The 17,557-nt window shown below is 67.7% G+C and carries 10 protein-coding genes, 3 rRNA genes and 1 pseudogene; 7 read left to right on the forward strand and 7 right to left on the reverse strand.

What is annotated here, in order from left to right; translation table 11 throughout:
• The first annotated feature begins 147 nt into the window (after nucleotides 1-147).
• Nucleotides 148-1,128, forward strand: coding sequence for a cation diffusion facilitator family transporter (locus SCK26_RS22990; protein WP_318203212.1), 981 nt, complete (start codon nucleotides 148-150; stop codon nucleotides 1,126-1,128).
• Nucleotides 1,129-1,149: 21 nt separating this feature from the next.
• Here the strand turns inward: SCK26_RS22990 and lepB are convergent, their stop codons facing one another.
• A complete protein-coding gene (lepB, locus tag SCK26_RS22995) occupies nucleotides 1,150-1,827 on the reverse strand; it encodes a signal peptidase I (RefSeq protein ID WP_318203213.1) in 678 nt (225 codons plus the stop codon).
• 145 nt (nucleotides 1,828-1,972) lie between these two features.
• Nucleotides 1,973-2,702, reverse strand: a pseudogene (locus tag SCK26_RS23000) (PTS sugar transporter subunit IIA); the annotation flags it as partial.
• Nucleotides 2,703-3,056: 354 nt separating this feature from the next.
• On the opposite strand from SCK26_RS23000, the gene ahcY reads away from it, so the two are divergent.
• Both ahcY and SCK26_RS23010 read left to right on the forward strand, forming a co-directional pair.
• On the forward strand, nucleotides 3,057-4,514 hold the full coding sequence (gene ahcY / locus SCK26_RS23005) for an adenosylhomocysteinase (RefSeq protein WP_318203214.1): 1,458 nt from the start codon (nucleotides 3,057-3,059) through the stop codon (nucleotides 4,512-4,514).
• A gap of 171 nt (nucleotides 4,515-4,685) precedes the next feature.
• The gene (locus SCK26_RS23010) at nucleotides 4,686-5,300 is read left to right on the forward strand and encodes a hypothetical protein (RefSeq protein ID WP_318203215.1); all 615 of its coding nucleotides are present in this window, start codon (nucleotides 4,686-4,688) and stop codon (nucleotides 5,298-5,300) included.
• 44 nt (nucleotides 5,301-5,344) lie between these two features.
• On the opposite strand, the gene SCK26_RS23015 is transcribed toward SCK26_RS23010, so the two are convergent.
• Nucleotides 5,345-6,373, reverse strand: coding sequence for an RDD family protein (locus SCK26_RS23015; RefSeq protein ID WP_318203216.1), 1,029 nt, complete (start codon nucleotides 6,371-6,373; stop codon nucleotides 5,345-5,347).
• 143 nt (nucleotides 6,374-6,516) lie between these two features.
• Here SCK26_RS23015 and SCK26_RS23020 point away from each other — a divergent pair, with 143 nt between their 5' ends.
• The 4 genes from SCK26_RS23020 (at nucleotide 6,517) to rrf (ending at nucleotide 13,253) form a co-directional block, all read left to right on the forward strand.
• Nucleotides 6,517-7,524 (forward strand): stage II sporulation protein M, encoded by a 1,008-nt coding sequence (locus SCK26_RS23020; protein ID WP_318203217.1) that lies wholly within the window; start codon nucleotides 6,517-6,519, stop codon nucleotides 7,522-7,524.
• A gap of 573 nt (nucleotides 7,525-8,097) precedes the next feature.
• Nucleotides 8,098-9,624, forward strand: a 16S ribosomal RNA gene (locus tag SCK26_RS23025).
• A 304-nt stretch (nucleotides 9,625-9,928) separates the two neighbouring features.
• Nucleotides 9,929-13,050: ribosomal RNA gene (locus tag SCK26_RS23030) — 23S ribosomal RNA — on the forward strand.
• Between the two features lie 85 nt (nucleotides 13,051-13,135).
• Nucleotides 13,136-13,253, forward strand: a 5S ribosomal RNA gene (rrf, locus tag SCK26_RS23035).
• The 16S, 23S and 5S rRNA genes sit together here, the layout of an rRNA operon.
• 93 nt (nucleotides 13,254-13,346) lie before the next feature.
• Here rrf and SCK26_RS23040 read toward each other — a convergent pair.
• Genes SCK26_RS23040 through SCK26_RS23055 form a run of 4 tightly spaced genes read right to left on the reverse strand, consistent with a single transcriptional unit; the run spans nucleotide 13,347 to nucleotide 17,555 of the window.
• The gene (locus SCK26_RS23040; RefSeq protein WP_318203218.1) at nucleotides 13,347-14,657 is read right to left on the reverse strand and encodes a DUF58 domain-containing protein; all 1,311 of its coding nucleotides are present in this window, start codon (nucleotides 14,655-14,657) and stop codon (nucleotides 13,347-13,349) included.
• A complete protein-coding gene (locus tag SCK26_RS23045) occupies nucleotides 14,657-15,649 on the reverse strand; it encodes a MoxR family ATPase (RefSeq protein WP_318203219.1) in 993 nt (330 codons plus the stop codon). The genes SCK26_RS23040 and SCK26_RS23045 overlap by 1 nt, the downstream gene beginning before the upstream one ends.
• Nucleotides 15,646-16,842 (reverse strand): DUF4350 domain-containing protein, encoded by a 1,197-nt coding sequence (locus SCK26_RS23050; RefSeq protein WP_318203220.1) that lies wholly within the window; start codon nucleotides 16,840-16,842, stop codon nucleotides 15,646-15,648. Before SCK26_RS23050 ends, SCK26_RS23045 begins: the two co-directional genes overlap by 4 nt.
• Nucleotides 16,839-17,555 (reverse strand): DUF4129 domain-containing protein, encoded by a 717-nt coding sequence (locus tag SCK26_RS23055; protein ID WP_318203221.1) that lies wholly within the window; start codon nucleotides 17,553-17,555, stop codon nucleotides 16,839-16,841. The genes SCK26_RS23050 and SCK26_RS23055 overlap by 4 nt, the downstream gene beginning before the upstream one ends.
• Nucleotides 17,556-17,557: the final 2 nt, after the last annotated feature.

Genomic DNA, 17,557 nt, shown 5'->3' on the forward strand with positions numbered 1-17,557 from the left:
CGATCATCTGACCGGGGCTGTGGATACCTGACACGGCGGTGCCCGGCCGGGCTGTAAGAATGGCCCACCGGCAAAGGCCGGGCAAAGCCGGGCATCCGTCCGGACGGACCCACGAGGCCGACAGAGGCGAAGGGACAACGCGAACACATGAGCGCGTCAGGCGGTACGAAGGCGATCGTGGCGGCACTCGGCGCCAATCTCGCGATCGCGGCATCGAAGTTCGTGGCGTTCGCGTTCAGCGGCTCCTCCTCCATGCTCGCCGAGGGTGTCCACTCGCTCGCCGACTCCGGCAACCAGTTCCTGCTGCTCGTCGGCGGCAAGAAGGCACAGCGCCAGGCCACCCCGCAGCACCCCTTCGGCTACGGCCGCGAGCGGTTCATCTACGCCTTCCTGGTCTCGATCGTCCTCTTCTCCATCGGCGGCATGTTCGCCGTCTACGAGGGTTACGAGAAGATCCGCCACCCGCACGACCTGGAGAACTGGTACTGGCCGGTCGGCGTCCTGGTCTTCGCGATCCTCGCCGAGGGCTTCTCCTTCCGCACGGCCATCAAGGAGTCCAACGAATCGCGCGGCAAGCTCTCCTGGAAGGAGTTCATCCGCCGCGCCAAGGCACCCGAGCTGCCCGTCGTCCTCCTGGAGGACTTCGGTGCGCTCATCGGTCTGGTCCTCGCCCTCGGCGGCGTCGGTCTCTCCCTGCTCACCGGCGACGGCGTCTGGGACGGCGTCGGCACCCTCTGCATCGGCATCCTGCTCGTCCTGATCGCCCTGGTCCTCGCCGCCGAGACCAAGTCGCTGCTGCTCGGCGAGGCCGCGGGCGCCGAGGACGTCAGGAAGATCGAGGGCGCGATCGTCGACGGCGACACGGTCACCCGCATCATCCACATGCGCACGCTGCACCTCGGTCCCGAAGAGCTGCTGGTCGCCGCCAAGATCGCGGTCCGGCACGACGACACGGCCACCGAGATCGCCACCGCCATAGACGCCGCCGAGGCCCGCATCCGCGCCGCCGTCCCCATCGCCCGCGTCATCTACCTCGAACCGGACATCTACAGCGAGGCCGAGGCCGCCAAGGGCCCGGACCCGGAAGCCACCCCGGGTGGCCCGAACCCGCGTCCCGCCGGCCACTGACACCCGGTACGGCGGCCGGCCTCAGCGTTGCCGCACCGGCCAGGCCACCGACGGCACCGCCGCCGCCCGCCGCCGCACCACCAGGAAGCCGATCCCCAGCCCGCCGCCGACGAGCACCAGCGCCCCGCCGGCCAGCAGGCCCGTCCCCAGCAGCGCCGGGCCCCTGCGGCCATCCGTCACCCGTCCCCGCACGGCGTCCACGGGAACGGTCCCGTCGTGGTCCGAGGCGAAGAAACGGGAATCCCGCGCGTTGGAGCGGTGGTCGCCCAGGAGGAAGAGCCGGCCCTCGGGCACCTTCACGTCGTACGGCCGGTTCACACCGTCGGCGTCGCCCTCCTCCACATACGGTTCGGTGACCGGCCTGCCGTTCACGGTGATCCGCACCTCGGTGCCGGCGGTCGTGCAGCACGCCACGCGGTCGCCGCCCACACCGATCACCCGTTGCATGACGACACCACTGCTCCCGTAGCGCCCGGGCATCGAGAGCATCACGACGTCACCGCGCCGCACCTCGCTCCCGTCCACCCGCTCCCAGACGATCCGGTCACCCCGGTGGTACGTCGGCTCCATGCTCGAACTCGACAGGGTGCCCGTGCCGTACGCGCCGCGCCCGTACAGCCAGGCACCGCCGGCCAGCACCACGCCCAGCAGCCCCACCACGAGCGCCGCGATCCCCAGTCCCCGCCCTCTGCCCGCCATCTCCCGCCCTCCCCACGCGGCCCGTCCGCGGCGCGGAGCATAGCGGCCTTCCGCGAACGGCCTGTACGTCGGCCCGAGCGGGACGGCCCGGCTCCGGACAGGGCGGCCGGAGCCGGCGCCGCCGGCCGCTCCCGGCGGCGCCGGCTCAGCCCACCTCCGCCGGCATTTCCAGCACCCCCCGCTCGTCCGGTGCCGCGAGCAGTCGCTCCCGGCACGCGCCGTCCATCGGCTTGCGGGACAGCGAAGCCCGCGACGGCCTCCGGTACGGCGATCATGAAGATCAGCCGGGCCTTCGTACCGTCCGGCGACCCCCACTCCACCCCCTCCGCCGACCGCGCGAACCCGACGACCGGCGCCGTCACCGCGTCCGTCTTGGCATGCGGGATCGCGATCTCCTCACCGAGCCCGGTGGTCCCCTGCTCCTCGCGCCGCAGCGCGGCCGCCACCAGCTCCGCCACATCGGCCACCCGGCCACTGCGCGCCGGCAGCTCGGCCATCTCCCGGATCGCGGCCTCCTTCTCCGCCGCCCCGAGCGCCTCCCGCACCGTCCGCCCGCTCAGATACCCGGACAGCACCTCGGGCCCGCCGCCCGCCTCCGCCGCCGTCCCGTGCGGCGCGCCCGCACGGACACCCGCCCGCCCCACGGCGGTGTCCGCCACCGTGACCTCCAAGGCGACCGGGCCACCGGCCCCGGCGGTCTCCGTACGCCTCCGGCGCCCGCTCGCATCCACCAGGGCCACCGTCGCCAGCGCCGTCACCACCGTGTCGGCCGCCACGGCCACGAAGAACACCGGCACCCCGCTCACCGCGCCCAGCACCGCCACGACCGGCCCACCGTGCGGCGCCGCGTCCTCCACACCGACCGCGCCCCGAAGGCGCGTACATCCCGGTTCGCGCCGGTCTGTCGGCCCCGGCTCCACGGTTTCCACACACCCGCCCATGCCTCCATGCGCCTGCGGAACCGCACCCGGCCGACCTCGGGAAGACGCGACGAATCCGAACGCGGACTGGGGACGACCCGGTCGTCCGGTGTAGCTTGGGACGGAGCCAGACGTCGCTGCTGATGGCGGTCGGGCGGCCCGCACGGGCCGGCCGAGGGAGAGAGGGCCTCCGACGGACTGCGCTGCGCGCACGCGGGCATGCCTGTGCCCTTTCTCGGGCACTCCTGTGTCCGCCGCCGCGCAGACCAGCCGTACCCACCTCGCCCCAACCCCGAGGAGCAGCTCGTAATGACGACTGTCGACAACCGACAGGACTTCAAGGTCGCCGATCTTTCGCTGGCCGAGTTCGGCCGTAAGGAGATCAGCCTCGCCGAGCATGAGATGCCCGGTCTGATGGCGATCCGCAGGGAGTATGCCGAGGCGCAGCCGCTGGCCGGTGCGCGGATCACGGGTTCGCTGCACATGACGGTGCAGACGGCCGTGCTGATCGAGACCCTGGTCGCTCTGGGCGCGCGGGTGCGCTGGGCGTCCTGCAACATCTTCTCCACCCAGGACCACGCGGCGGCCGCGATCGCGGTGGGGCCCGAGGGCACGCCGGACGATCCGCGGGGTGTGCCGGTGTTCGCCTGGAAGGGCGAGACGCTGGAGGAGTACTGGTGGTGCACGGAGCAGGCGCTGACCTGGCCGGACAGCCCCACGGGTGGTCCGAACATGATTCTGGACGACGGTGGTGACGCCACGCTGCTGGTGCACAAGGGTGTGGAGTACGAGAAGGCCGGTGAGGTTCCCGCGCTGGAGAGTGCGGAGTCCGACGAGCACCGGGTGATCCTTCAGCTGCTGCACCGCACGATCTCGGGCGGTTCGCAGAAGTGGACGCAGCTGGCGTCGGAGATCCGCGGGGTGACCGAGGAGACCACGACGGGTGTGCACCGCCTGTACGAGATGCAGCGTGAGGGTTCGCTGCTCTTCCCGGCGATCAACGTCAACGACGCCGTGACGAAGTCGAAGTTCGACAACAAGTACGGCTGCCGTCACTCGCTGGTCGACGGTATCAACCGTGCCACCGATGTGCTGATCGGCGGCAAGACGGCCGTGGTGTGCGGTTACGGTGATGTGGGCAAGGGCTGTGCGGAGTCGCTGCGCGGGCAGGGTGCGCGGGTGATCGTGACCGAGATCGACCCGATCTGCGCGTTGCAGGCGGCGATGGACGGTTACCAGGTGACGACGCTGGAGGAGGTCGTGGAGACGGCCGACATCTTCATCACCACGACCGGGAACAAGGACATCATCATGGCCTCGGACATGGCCAGGATGAAGCACCAGGCGATCGTGGGGAACATCGGCCACTTCGACAACGAGATCGACATGGCGGGTCTGGCCCGGGTGCCCGGCATCGTCAAGGACGAGGTCAAGCCGCAGGTCCACACCTGGACCTTCCCGGACGGCAAGAAGATCATCGTGCTGTCCGAGGGCCGTCTGCTGAACCTGGGCAACGCCACCGGTCATCCGTCGTTCGTGATGTCCAACTCCTTCGCGGACCAGACCCTGGCCCAGATCGAGCTGTTCACCAAGCCCGACGCGTACCCGATCGGCGTGTACACGCTGCCCAAGCACCTCGACGAGAAGGTCGCCCGCCTCCACCTCGACGCCCTCGGCGTCAAGCTGACCACGCTGCGCCCGGAGCAGGCGGCGTACATCGGTGTGGACGTCGACGGCCCGTACAAGCCGGACCACTACCGCTACTGAGCCGTAGATCCCCTGGTCCCGACCGCCGGGGGAGTGCGCCGGCGCACCGGCGCACCCCCCCGGCAGCAGGTACTCCGAGGCAGGCCCCCGCACCCCCGTGCCGGGGGCCTGCCCCTTTGGCCCCGGCCCATGACCTCCGGCCGGACCCGCCCGTCAAGACCCAGGACCCCCATGCCCCGCGGCCGTTATTCGCTCCACGATCCGCACGATCACACCCCCCTCGCAGAAGAGCACTTCCAATGCGCCCCCGGCCCCTCCGGCTGGCGCTATGTATCCCGGCTGACCGGTCCCGCCGGCGAGCACCGCGGCTCGGTCGACCTCGCGCTGGACGACCTCGGCCGTCCCCTCCGCCTCGAACTGCACGCCGGTGACTGGCAGGTGCGCGGTGCGGCCCTCGACGGCGTCACCTGGGTCCGCACCGACCCCACCGGCCTCCATGCCACCGAAGGCAATGTGCGGGCCCACGCCTTCACCGGCACCTCCCCCGCGTTCCTCGTCGCCATCGCCCGGCTCCTGCGCCTCACCCCCCCGTCCGCCGCGACCCGCGTACGCCTCGTGGCCTTCACCGACCCCGTGCTCGCCCCCCGCACCGTGGACCAGTCCTGGGCCCTGGTGAACAGCGAAGCACACGCCACTGACAACGGCCCCCTGACCGTGGACGAATACCAGGTCACAGCCCTGGACACCGGCGAACAGCACACCGTCCACCTCGCCGGCGACGTCGTCCTGGCCGCGCCCGGCATCGAGCTGGAAGACCTTCAGTCACCGCCGTCGCGCTTCGACTGACACACCCGCCGCGGGCCCGGCGGGCACCACGGGCCGCGGCCCGCCTATACGGGCGGCACGAACCCGGTGCCCGGCCGGCCGGCCGGCGGCTCGTCGCGGCGCGGCGCCGGAGGGGCATCCGGCGCGGGCGAGAAGGACCCGGACCGATACGAGCCGTCGGGCCGCACCGACCCCTGGACCTGCTCCGGGCCCTCGTACGGTGAGAGCCGAGCCTGCCGGTCCTCCTGCGAGAGCGGAGGTCGATGAGCGGTCGGCGCTCCCGGCTGTCCCGCCGGCGACGCGAACCCGCCGGCGACCGGACCACCGCCACCGGCCGCCGGGCCACGGCCGGCGAACACCCGCCGGGCCTCACGGGACTGCCGCTCGTGCAGCACGGCCGCGAGGAAGGCGGCCGGAGGCAGATCCGGCGGCACCGGAGCACCCGTACGCCCCGCCAGGTCGGCCGCCAGCCGCTGCGCCATGTCCGCCGACACCCGCGGATCGAGCTGCGGCATCCGGGTCAGGTACTGCCGGACGGCAAGCCACAGCCCGTCCGGCACCGCCGACAGGTCCAGCCCGGCGAACCGCCCCGCGAGCCACGGAGGCGGCGGCGGCACGAACCCGGCCCGCCCGGCGGGTATCCGCTCGCGTACGACCAGCGTCCCCGCGAACACATCGCCGAGCCGCCGTCCCCGCGCCGACACCAGCGAGGCGATGCAGGCCACCACGCCGAGTGTCATCAGGATCTCGACCACCCCGATCGCGCCCCGCACCAAAGCGTGCCGGAACCGGATCGGACCGCCGTCGTCCCGGACCACCCGCAGCCCGAACGCCAGCTTCCCCAGCGAACGCCCATGGCTGAGCGTCTCGACGGCTATCGGCCCGCCGACCAGCACCAGCAGGAACGACGCGATCGACAGCGCCACCTGCGCGGCCTCGTCCAGTGACGCCGTCGACGCCACCAGCACCACCACCACGACGACATACGCGACCATCGCCACCGCCAGGTCGAGCAAGACGGCGAGCGCCCTGCTCGGCAGCTTCGCGGGCCGCAGTTCGAGCGCCACCGCCTCGCCGGTCACCAGCTCACTCACGCCCGCCGTCCTTCCCTGGTCCGCCCCCTGATCCGCAAGTCTGCCAAGCTGAGGGCGGATCGCGCCGCAGTACGACAAGCTGACAGGAAGCATGAGCATCCACGACGAGCCGTGGACGACCAGCCGAGGAGCAGGCAGACCCGATGGACCTGGACGTCTTCGTCTCCGTACACCGAGCCGAATGGGACCGGCTCGACGAGCTGCTGCGCCGCCGGCGCCGGCTCACCGGCGTCGAGGCGGACGAACTCGTCGCCCTCTACCAGCGCACCGCCACGCACCTCTCCCTCATCCAGTCCAGCGCTCCCGACCCGCAGCTGACCGGCCGGCTGAGCCGGCTCGTGGCACGCGCGCGCAGCGCCGTCGCCGGCACCCGCCGGGCCTCGTGGCGGGACGTCACGCACTTCCTGGGCCGCGGCTTCCCGGCCGCCGTCTACCGGGCCCGCCACTGGTGGGTGCCCACGGCGCTCGTGTCTACCGCCGTCGCGGTCCTCCTCGGCTGGTGGATCGGCGCCCATCCCGAGGTGCAGTCGTCCATCGCGGCCCCCGGCCGGCTGCGCGACCTGACCCGCCCGGGCGGCGAGTACGAGACCTACTACTCCAGCCATCCCGCGACCGCCTTCGCCGCCCAGGTGTGGACGAACAACGCCCAAGCCGCGGCGATGTGCCTGGTCCTGGGCGTCTTCCTGGGTCTGCCCGTCCTCTGGATCCTCTTCCAGAACATGCTGAACCTGGGCGTGGGCTTCGGCCTCATGTCCTCGGCGGGCCGCCTGGACACCTTCCTCGGCCTGGTCCTTCCGCACGGTCTGCTCGAACTGACCGCCGTCTTCGTCGCCGCGGGCACGGGGCTGCGCCTGGGCTGGACGCTGATCGATCCCGGCCCGCGCACTCGGCGGGCGGCGCTCGCGGAGGAGGGACGGGCGGCCATCGGCATGGCGATCGGCCTCGCGCTGATCCTGTTCGTCTCCGGTGCCATCGAAGGCTTCGTCACCCCCTCCGGCCTGCCCACCTGGGCCCGCATCGGCATCGGAGTCGCGGCCGAGCTGGCATTCCTCGCGTACGTCTATGTCCTCGGCGCTCGCGCGACACGCGCCGGTGAGACGGGCGATCTCGGGACGACGGAGCGCAGCGCCTCCGTGCCCACGGCCGCCTGAACCCGCCGGATGTGCATCCACCGCCTCTGAGCTGCTAGTCTCCTCTTCGCCCCGCAAGAGCCGTTGACACGGAGGGAGTGGGGAGGTAGATTCAATGAGTTGTCTGGAACTGGACATGTGGCCAGACAGTTGCTAGAATCTACTTGATGCCTCAGAGAGTCGTGAGTGGCACTCAAGAGAACATCCTCCGATTACTCAGAAATGAGCGGCCGGTCAGACCGGCCAAGAACTTCTGATAAAGTCGGAAACGCCGGAAAGGGAAACGCGAGAGCGGGAACCTGGAAAGCGCCGAGGAAATCGGATCGAGAAAAGATCTGATAGAGTCGGAAACGCAAGACCGAAGGGAAGCGCCCGGAGGAAAGCCCGAGAGGGTGAGTACAAAGGAAGCGACCGTTCCTTGAGAACTCAACAGCGTGCCAAAAGTCAACGCCAGATATGTTGATACCCCGTCTCCGGTCATCATGACCGGGACGAGGTTCCTTTGAAAAAACACAGCGAGGACGCTGTGTGCGAGAGGACTATTCCTCCTCTCGCACCGCTCTCGTGATGTGTCATCCCGATTACGGGAAAACATTCACGGAGAGTTTGATCCTGGCTCAGGACGAACGCTGGCGGCGTGCTTAACACATGCAAGTCGAACGATGAACCTCCTTCGGGAGGGGATTAGTGGCGAACGGGTGAGTAACACGTGGGCAATCTGCCCTGCACTCTGGGACAAGCCCTGGAAACGGGGTCTAATACCGGATATGAGCTTCCATCGCATGGTGGAGGCTGTAAAGCTCCGGCGGTGCAGGATGAGCCCGCGGCCTATCAGCTTGTTGGTGAGGTAACGGCTCACCAAGGCGACGACGGGTAGCCGGCCTGAGAGGGCGACCGGCCACACTGGGACTGAGACACGGCCCAGACTCCTACGGGAGGCAGCAGTGGGGAATATTGCACAATGGGCGAAAGCCTGATGCAGCGACGCCGCGTGAGGGATGACGGCCTTCGGGTTGTAAACCTCTTTCAGCAGGGAAGAAGCGAAAGTGACGGTACCTGCAGAAGAAGCGCCGGCTAACTACGTGCCAGCAGCCGCGGTAATACGTAGGGCGCAAGCGTTGTCCGGAATTATTGGGCGTAAAGAGCTCGTAGGCGGCTTGTCACGTCGGTTGTGAAAGCCCGGGGCTTAACCCCGGGTCTGCAGTCGATACGGGCAGGCTAGAGTTCGGTAGGGGAGATCGGAATTCCTGGTGTAGCGGTGAAATGCGCAGATATCAGGAGGAACACCGGTGGCGAAGGCGGATCTCTGGGCCGATACTGACGCTGAGGAGCGAAAGCGTGGGGAGCGAACAGGATTAGATACCCTGGTAGTCCACGCCGTAAACGGTGGGCACTAGGTGTGGGCAACATTCCACGTTGTCCGTGCCGCAGCTAACGCATTAAGTGCCCCGCCTGGGGAGTACGGCCGCAAGGCTAAAACTCAAAGGAATTGACGGGGGCCCGCACAAGCGGCGGAGCATGTGGCTTAATTCGACGCAACGCGAAGAACCTTACCAAGGCTTGACATACACCGGAAAGCATTAGAGATAGTGCCCCCCTTGTGGTCGGTGTACAGGTGGTGCATGGCTGTCGTCAGCTCGTGTCGTGAGATGTTGGGTTAAGTCCCGCAACGAGCGCAACCCTTGTCCCGTGTTGCCAGCAGGCCCTTGTGGTGCTGGGGACTCACGGGAGACCGCCGGGGTCAACTCGGAGGAAGGTGGGGACGACGTCAAGTCATCATGCCCCTTATGTCTTGGGCTGCACACGTGCTACAATGGCCGGTACAATGAGCTGCGATACCGTGAGGTGGAGCGAATCTCAAAAAGCCGGTCTCAGTTCGGATTGGGGTCTGCAACTCGACCCCATGAAGTCGGAGTCGCTAGTAATCGCAGATCAGCATTGCTGCGGTGAATACGTTCCCGGGCCTTGTACACACCGCCCGTCACGTCACGAAAGTCGGTAACACCCGAAGCCGGTGGCCCAACCCCTTGTGGGAGGGAGCTGTCGAAGGTGGGACTGGCGATTGGGACGAAGTCGTAACAAGGTAGCCGTACCGGAAGGTGCGGCTGGATCACCTCCTTTCTAAGGAGCACTTCTTACCGGGCTTGCCTGGTCAGAGGCCAGTACATCAGCGAATGTCTGATGCTGGTTGCTCATGGGTGGAACGTTGACTACTCGGTCGGATGTTTCGGGCCGGTGGCTGCTAGTACTGCTCTTCGGGGCGTGGAACGCATGATCACCGGACGAGGTCTGGTCGGGCACGCTGTTGGGTGTCTGAGGGAGCGAACTTCCTCAGTTGCCGGCCCCAGTGCACTCGGACCTTTGGTCTGGGGTGATGGGTGGCTGGTCGTTGTTTGAGAACTACACAGTGAACGCGAGCATCTGTGGCCAAGTTTTTAAGGGCGCACGGTGGATGCCTTGGCACCAGGAACCGATGAAGGACGTGGGAGGCCGCGATAGTCCCCGGGGAGTCGTCAACCAGGCTTTGATCCGGGGGTTTCCGAATGGGGAAACCCGGCAGTCGTCATGGGCTGTCACCCGCTGCTGAACACATAGGCAGTGTGGAGGGAACGAGGGGAAGTGAAACATCTCAGTACCCTCAGGAAGAGAAAACAACCGTGATTCCGGGAGTAGTGGCGAGCGAAACCGGATGAGGCCAAACCGTATGCGTGTGAGACCCGGCAGGGGTTGCGTATACGGGGTTGTGGGATTTCTCTTGATCAGTCTGCCGGCTGGTCGACGAGTCAGAAACCGTTGATGTAGGCGAAGGACATGCGAAAGGTCCGGCGTAGAGGGTAAGACCCCCGTAGTCGAAACATCAGCGGCTCGTTTGAGAAACACCCAAGTAGCACGGGGCCCGAGAAATCCCGTGTGAATCTGGCGGGACCACCCGCTAAGCCTAAATATTCCCTGGTGACCGATAGCGGATAGTACCGTGAGGGAATGGTGAAAAGTACCGCGGGAGCGGAGTGAAATAGTACCTGAAACCGTGTGCCTACAAGCCGTGGGAGCGTCGGAACGAGGCTTGCCTTGTTCTCGTGACTGCGTGCCTTTTGAAGAATGAGCCTGCGAGTTTGCGGTGTGTTGCGAGGTTAACCCGGGTGGGGAAGCCGTAGCGAAAGCGAGTCCGAATAGGGCGTTTTAGTAGCACGCTCAAGACCCGAAGCGGAGTGATCTAGCCATGGGCAGGTTGAAGCGGAGGTAAGACTTCGTGGAGGACCGAACCCACCAGGGTTGAAAACCTGGGGGATGACCTGTGGTTAGGGGTGAAAGGCCAATCAAACTCCGTGATAGCTGGTTCTCCCCGAAATGCATTTAGGTGCAGCGTCGTGTGTTTCTTGCCGGAGGTAGAGCACTGGATAGGCGATGGGCCCTACCGGGTTACTGACCTTAGCCAAACTCCGAATGCCGGTAAGTGAGAGCGCGGCAGTGAGACTGTGGGGGATAAGCTCCATGGTCGAGAGGGAAACAGCCCAGAGCATCGACTAAGGCCCCTAAGCGTACGCTAAGTGGGAAAGGATGTGGAGTCGCACAGACAACCAGGAGGTTGGCTTAGAAGCAGCCACCCTTGAAAGAGTGCGTAATAGCTCACTGGTCTAGTGATTCCGCGCCGACAATGTAGCGGGGCTCAAGCGTACCGCCGAAGTCGTGTCATTGCAGCAATAAGCCCCAACGGGTGCTGTGATGGGTAGGGGAGCGTCGTCTGCCGGGTGAAGCGGCACTGGAAGGTAGTCGTGGACGGTTGACGAGTGAGAATGCAGGCATGAGTAGCGATACAAACGTGAGAAACGTTTGCGCCGATTGACTAAGGGTTCCTGGGTCAAGCTGATCTGCCCAGGGTAAGTCGGGACCTAAGGCGAGGCCGACAGGCGTAGTCGATGGATAACCGGTTGATATTCCGGTACCCGCTGTGAAGCGTCAAACATCGAGCATCGTGATGCTAAGGCCGTGAAGCCGTTCCGGACCCTTCGGGGAATGGAAAGTGGTGGAGCCGCCGGACCAAGCGGTTAGTAGGTGAGTGATGGGGTGACGCAGGAAGGTAGTCCATCCCGGGCGGTGGTTGTCCCGGGGTAAGGGTGTAGCCCGAGTGGTAGGCAAATCCGCCACTCTTGCAGGGTGAGACCTGATGCCGAGCCGATTGTGGTGAAGTGGATGATCCTATGCTGTCGAGAAAAGCCTCTAGCGAGTTTCATGGCGGCCCGTACCCTAAACCGACTCAGGTGGTCAGGTAGAGAATACCGAGGCGTTCGGGTGAACTATGGTTAAGGAACTCGGCAAAATGCCCCCGTAACTTCGGGAGAAGGGGGGCCACACCTGGTGATGAGCTTTGCGCTCTGAGCTGGGGGTGGCCGCAGAGACCAGCGAGAAGCGACTGTTTACTAAAAACACAGGTCCGTGCGAAGCCGTAAGGCGATGTATACGGACTGACGCCTGCCCGGTGCTGGAACGTTAAGGGGACCGGTTAGTCACATTTCGGTGTGGCGAAGCTGAGAACTTAAGCGCCAGTAAACGGCGGTGGTAACTATAACCATCCTAAGGTAGCGAAATTCCTTGTCGGGTAAGTTCCGACCTGCACGAATGGCGTAACGACTTCTCGACTGTCTCAACCATAGGCCCGGTGAAATTGCACTACGAGTAAAGATGCTCGTTTCGCGCAGCAGGACGGAAAGACCCCGGGACCTTTACTACAGTTTGATATTGGTGTTCGGTTCGGCTTGTGTAGGATAGCTGGGAGACTGTGAAGCTCGCACGCCAGTGTGGGTGGAGTCGTCGTTGAAATACCAGTCTGGTCGTGCTGGATGTCTAACCTGGGTCCGTGATCCGGATCAGGGACAGTGTCTGATGGGTAGTTTAACTGGGGCGGTTGCCTCCTAAAGGGTAACGGAGGCGCCCAAAGGTTCCCTCAGCCTGGTTGGCAATCAGGTGTTGAGTGTAAGTGCACAAGGGAGCTTGACTGTGAGACCGACGGGTCGAGCAGGGACGAAAGTCGGGACTAGTGATCCGGCGGTGGCTTGTGGAAGCGCCGTCGCTCAACGGATAAAAGGTACCCCGGGGATAACAGGCTGATCTTCCCCAAGAGTCCATATCGACGGGATGGTTTGGCACCTCGATGTCGGCTCGTCGCATCCTGGGGCTGGAGTCGGTCCCAAGGGTTGGGCTGTTCGCCCATTAAAGCGGTACGCGAGCTGGGTTTAGAACGTCGTGAGACAGTTCGGTCCCTATCCGCTGTGCGCGTAGGAGTCTTGAGAAGGGCTGTCCCTAGTACGAGAGGACCGGGACGGACGAACCTCTGGTGTGCCAGTTGTTCTGCCAAGGGCATGGCTGGTTGGCTACGTTCGGGAGGGATAACCGCTGAAAGCATCTAAGCGGGAAGCCTGCTTCGAGATGAGGACTCCCACCCACTTGATGGGGTAAGGCTCCCAGTAGACGACTGGGTTGATAGGCCAGATATGGAAGCCTGGTAACGGGTGGAGTTGACTGGTACTAATAGGCCGAGGGCTTGTCCATTGATGCTCGCGTTCACTGTGTTGGTTCTGAAACCACGACCATGTCGCCCCCTTGGGGGGCGTTCCGGTTGATTGTTTCATAGTGTTTCGGTGGTCATAGCGTGAGGGAAACGCCCGGTTTACATACCGAACCCGGAAGCTAAGCCTCACAGCGCCGATGGTACTGCAGGGGGGACCCTGTGGGAGAGTAGGACACCGCCGAACAATTTTTGGGAAAACCCCCGCACCGTATGGTGCGGGGGTTTTCTGCGTTATGGATTCCGGGCAGCCTCTGAAAGACCGCGGCGGGAAAAGCTTTCAGAGCCGACCCGCCGCTTTCAGCGACAGATACGCGTCCGCGAGCGCCGGCGCCAGGTCGTCCGGAGTCGCGTCCACCACCGTCACCCCATGACGACGGAGCTGTTCCGCGGTGCGCCGGCGCTCGTCCTGCGCACGAGCCGCTGCCGCCGCCTCGTACACGGCGTCCACGTTCCCCCGTGCCCGCGCCATGCGGGCAATGTGCGGATCCGCCACCGACGCGACCAGCACGGTATGGCGTTGAGTGAGCTGGGGAAGCACGGGCAGCAAGCCCTGCTCCACCGGTGCCGCGTCCAACGACGTGAGAAGCACGATCAGGGACCGGCGGGGCGCGGCGCGCAGAGCGGTGGCACTGAGACCACGCGCATCGGTCTCCACGAGCTGCGGCTCGACCGTGGCCATCGCGTTGACCAGAGAAGGCAGAACATCACCGGCCGCACGGCCCTGGACCAGAGCGCGCACCCGGCGGTCGTAGGCCAGCAACGCCACCCGGTCGCCCGCGCGCGAGGCGAGGGCCGCCAGCAGCAAGGCCGCGTCCATGGAGGCGTCCAGGCGCGGGACGTCGCCCACGCGGCCGGCCGAGGTACGGCCGGTGTCCAGGACCAGCAGGATGTGCCGGTCGCGTTCGGGACGCCAGGTGCGGACGGCGACGGCGGACTGCCGGGCCGTGGCGCGCCAGTCGATGGACCGGGTGTCGTCCCCGGGGACGTACTCGCGCAAGCTGTCGAACTCCGTTCCCTCCCCTCGTGTCAGCACGCTGGTCCTGCCGTCGAGTTCACGCAATCGGGCGAGTTTCGACGGGAGGTGCTTGCGGCTGGTGAACGGGGGCAGGACTCGTACGGTCCAGGGCACGTGGTGGGCGCCCTGGCGGGTGAACAGCCCGAGGGGACCGTAGGAGCGGATGGTCACACGGTCGGCTTGGCGGTCGCCGCGGCGGGCGGGACGCAGTGTGGTCGTCACGCGGCGGCGCTCGCCCGGGGGCACGGTCAGGCGGTGCCGGGATGCCTCGGTCTCGGTGCCCGGCTGCCAGGCGCTCGGCGGCCAGGCGTCGCGGAGCCGGGCTCGCAGGGGCCGGCGGCTCGGGTTGGTGACCGTCAGCGTGACGTCAGCGGGATCACCGAGGCGGACGGCGGTGTCGCCGGAGCGGGACAGGCGCAGGCTGCGCACCGGCGCGGCCAGTGCGTAGTCGCAGACGCAGGCCAGTGCGAGGGGCCCGTTGACCGCGAGGATGCCCGTCCAGCTCGGTTCCAGGATGCCGACGGGGACCGAGCCGAGGGCCGCGAGGAGGGCGGCGCGTCCGGTGAGTGCCATCAGCGGGGGACCGGGACGTGGGCGAGGACGGCGTTGATGACCGAGTCGGCGCTCACGCCCTCCATCTCGGCCTCGGGCCGCAGTTGGACGCGGTGCCGCAAGGTCGGCAGGGCCAGGGCCTTCACATCGTCGGGGATGACGTAGTCGCGGCCGGTCAGCCAGGCCCAGGCACGTGAGGTGGCGAGCAGGGCGGTGGCGCCGCGCGGGGAGACGCCCAGGGTGAGCGACGGCGACTCGCGGGTGGCGCGGCAGATGTCCACGACGTAGGCGGTGATCTCCGGCGACACGGTCGTCCCGGCGACCGCGGCGCGGGCCGCGGCCAGATCGGCGGGGCCGGCGACCGGTCGTACACCGGCGGCGCGCAGGTCGCGCGGGTCGAAGCCCGAGGCGTGCCGGGTCAGGACGTCGATCTCGTCCTGGCGTGAGGGCAGGGGGATCGTCAGTTTCAGCAGGAAGCGGTCCAGCTGGGCTTCCGGGAGCGGGTAGGTGCCCTCGTACTCCACCGGGTTCTGGGTCGCGGCGACCAGGAACGGCTCGGGGAGCGGGCGCGGGGTGCCGTCGACCGTGACCTGGCGTTCCTCCATGGCCTCCAGCAGCGAGGACTGGGTCTTGGGCGGCGTGCGGTTGATTTCGTCCGCGAGGAGGAGGTTGGTGAAGACCGGGCCGGGCTGGAAGGAGAACTCGGCGGTGCGGGTGTCGTAGACGAGGGAGCCGGTGACGTCGCTCGGCATCAGGTCGGGGGTGAACTGGACGCGCTTGGTGTCGAGTTCCAATGCGGATGCGAGGGCGCGGACGAGCAACGTTTTGGCGACCCCGGGGACTCCTTCTAGTAGTACGTGTCCGCGGCAGAGGAGGGCGACGACGAGGCCGGTCACGGCGGGGTCCTGGCCGACCACGGCTTTGGCGATCTCGGCGCGCAGGGCTTCCAGCGCGGCGCGGGCGGTGGCCGCGTCCCCGCTCTGCCCGGCGGTGTCGGTGGTCGGTTCCGTCATGAACGGCGTACCTCTCTTTCGAGGGTGTCGAGTTGGTCGGTGAGTGCGATGAGGGCCGCGTCGTCGCCGGGCGGCGGTCCGAAGAGGAGGGGGTGCAGGGTCTGCCCGTCGCCGGTGAGGCGGGCGGAGAGAGCGGGAAGCAGGGCCTCGGGCGTGTGGGCCTGGGCGGCGGGGATGCCGAGGAGGGGCGCGAGGCGGGTGCGGGTGGCAGAGCGCAGAGCGTCTGCCGCGCGGTCGCGGGCGTTCGCCTTGCGGTAGAGGCGGGCCCGGCCTTCGGTGGTCTCTGAGGCGCGGATCGCGACGGGGAGTTTCTCGGCCACGAGAGGGCCGAAGCGGCGGGCCCGCCAGAAGGCGGCGAGGGCCGCCGCGACGAAGAGTTGCACGGTGGCCCAGAGCCACCCCGAGGGGAGCAGGTCGAAGAAGTCCTTCTGGTCGCCCGTCCGGGCACCGGAGGCGTCGGACAGCGAGGGGAGGTACCAGACCAGATGGGGACGGGAGCCGAGGAGTTGAAGGGCGAGCGAGGCGTTGCCCTGTTCGTCGAGGCGTTCGTTGTAGAGGATGTCGGGCGCGCCGAGCACGACGGTGTCGCCGTCCCCGGAGGCCGCGGGGATGCGCAGCAGGGTGGCGAGGCGCTCGCTGGGGTAGCAGGAGTCGGCGTCGAGGTGGGTGGTGGTGTAGCGGACGCCGCCGGTGTCGGCGGTGCCCGCGCGCCGGGCCTCGGGCAGCGCGCAGTGCGGGGCGAGCGTGGAGTCGCCGCTGACGGCGGGGTCCGCGGTGACCCCGGGGGCCAGTCGCTCGACGGACCAGCTGCCGGCCGCGACCAGGACGGTACGCCCGCCGGAGGCCGCCGTCGCCGTGCGCAGGTGCGTCTGTTGACGGTGGGTCAGCCGGTCGGGGACGGCGACCAGCAGGGTGGTGTCGGGGCCGGCGGCGGAACGCGCCGCGTCGAGGGTGGTCACCACGCGTGTCGAGACGCCTCGCTGGCCGAGGAGTTCGGCGACGGCCCGGCTGCCGTAGGGGTCGGCGGAGCGTGGGTCCAGTTCGCCGTGACGGGCGGTGGAGCGTACGGCGGCCATGGCGACGGCCGCGGCCAGGATCAGGACGGCGGCGAGCGCGAGGCCGCGCGTGCGGGTCCACACCTGGCGGCCGGTCGGTGCGGTGGAGGTGGTGGCCGGAGGGGCCCCGGTGGTCACTCGGCTGCCCCCTGGCGGGTGCTGTGGGCCGTGCTGGTGGCGCTGTCGGCGAGGGCCGGCCTGGTGTTCTCCAGGTCGTGGTCGAGGACGGCGAGGCGGTGGTACGACTGCTCATCGGCGTTGCGCCCGCCGTATGTGACGTCGTCGAACCCGCGGGCCGCGGCGCGGAGCCGGTCCGTGTGCGCGGGCAGGGCGCGACCGGCCTCGGCGGCGGCTTCGTCGGCGGTGCGGCCGGGGCGTACGTCGAGCAGGGCGCGTTCCTCCAGGGAGCGGACCACGGCTCGCATGCGTTCCTGGACGGCCTGGTTCCAGTGGCCCTGGGCCGCGTGTGCCTCGGCGGCCGCGCGGTGTTCGGCGGCGCTGCGGACGCGCTCGTCGAACAGGACCGCGGCGGTGGCGAGGTGGCGGCGGGGGGTGCCGAGCCGCCACCAGAGGGCGGCCAGGACGGCGACGACGAACAGGATGACGACGACCAGGCCGACCGCACCGCCCGGGGTGGCGGAGGCGGCCGTGCCGAACAGCCGGCCGAGCCAGTCCCAGAACGCGTCCAGGGCGCGCTGGAAGAGGCTGGGATCGTTCTCGTGGTACATCCCCTTGGACAGCTCGCGCCGGGCCGCCTCCCGCGCCGGATCACGCGGGACGGTCACCGGCGGCTCGTCGCCCGAGCCGCCGGCCGCCAGGAGCGCCGCCGTGAGAACTCCCCCCGTGACCACCG

The organism is Streptomyces sp. SCL15-4, assembly GCF_033366695.1.
GTDB lineage: Bacteria > Actinomycetota > Actinomycetes > Streptomycetales > Streptomycetaceae > Streptomyces.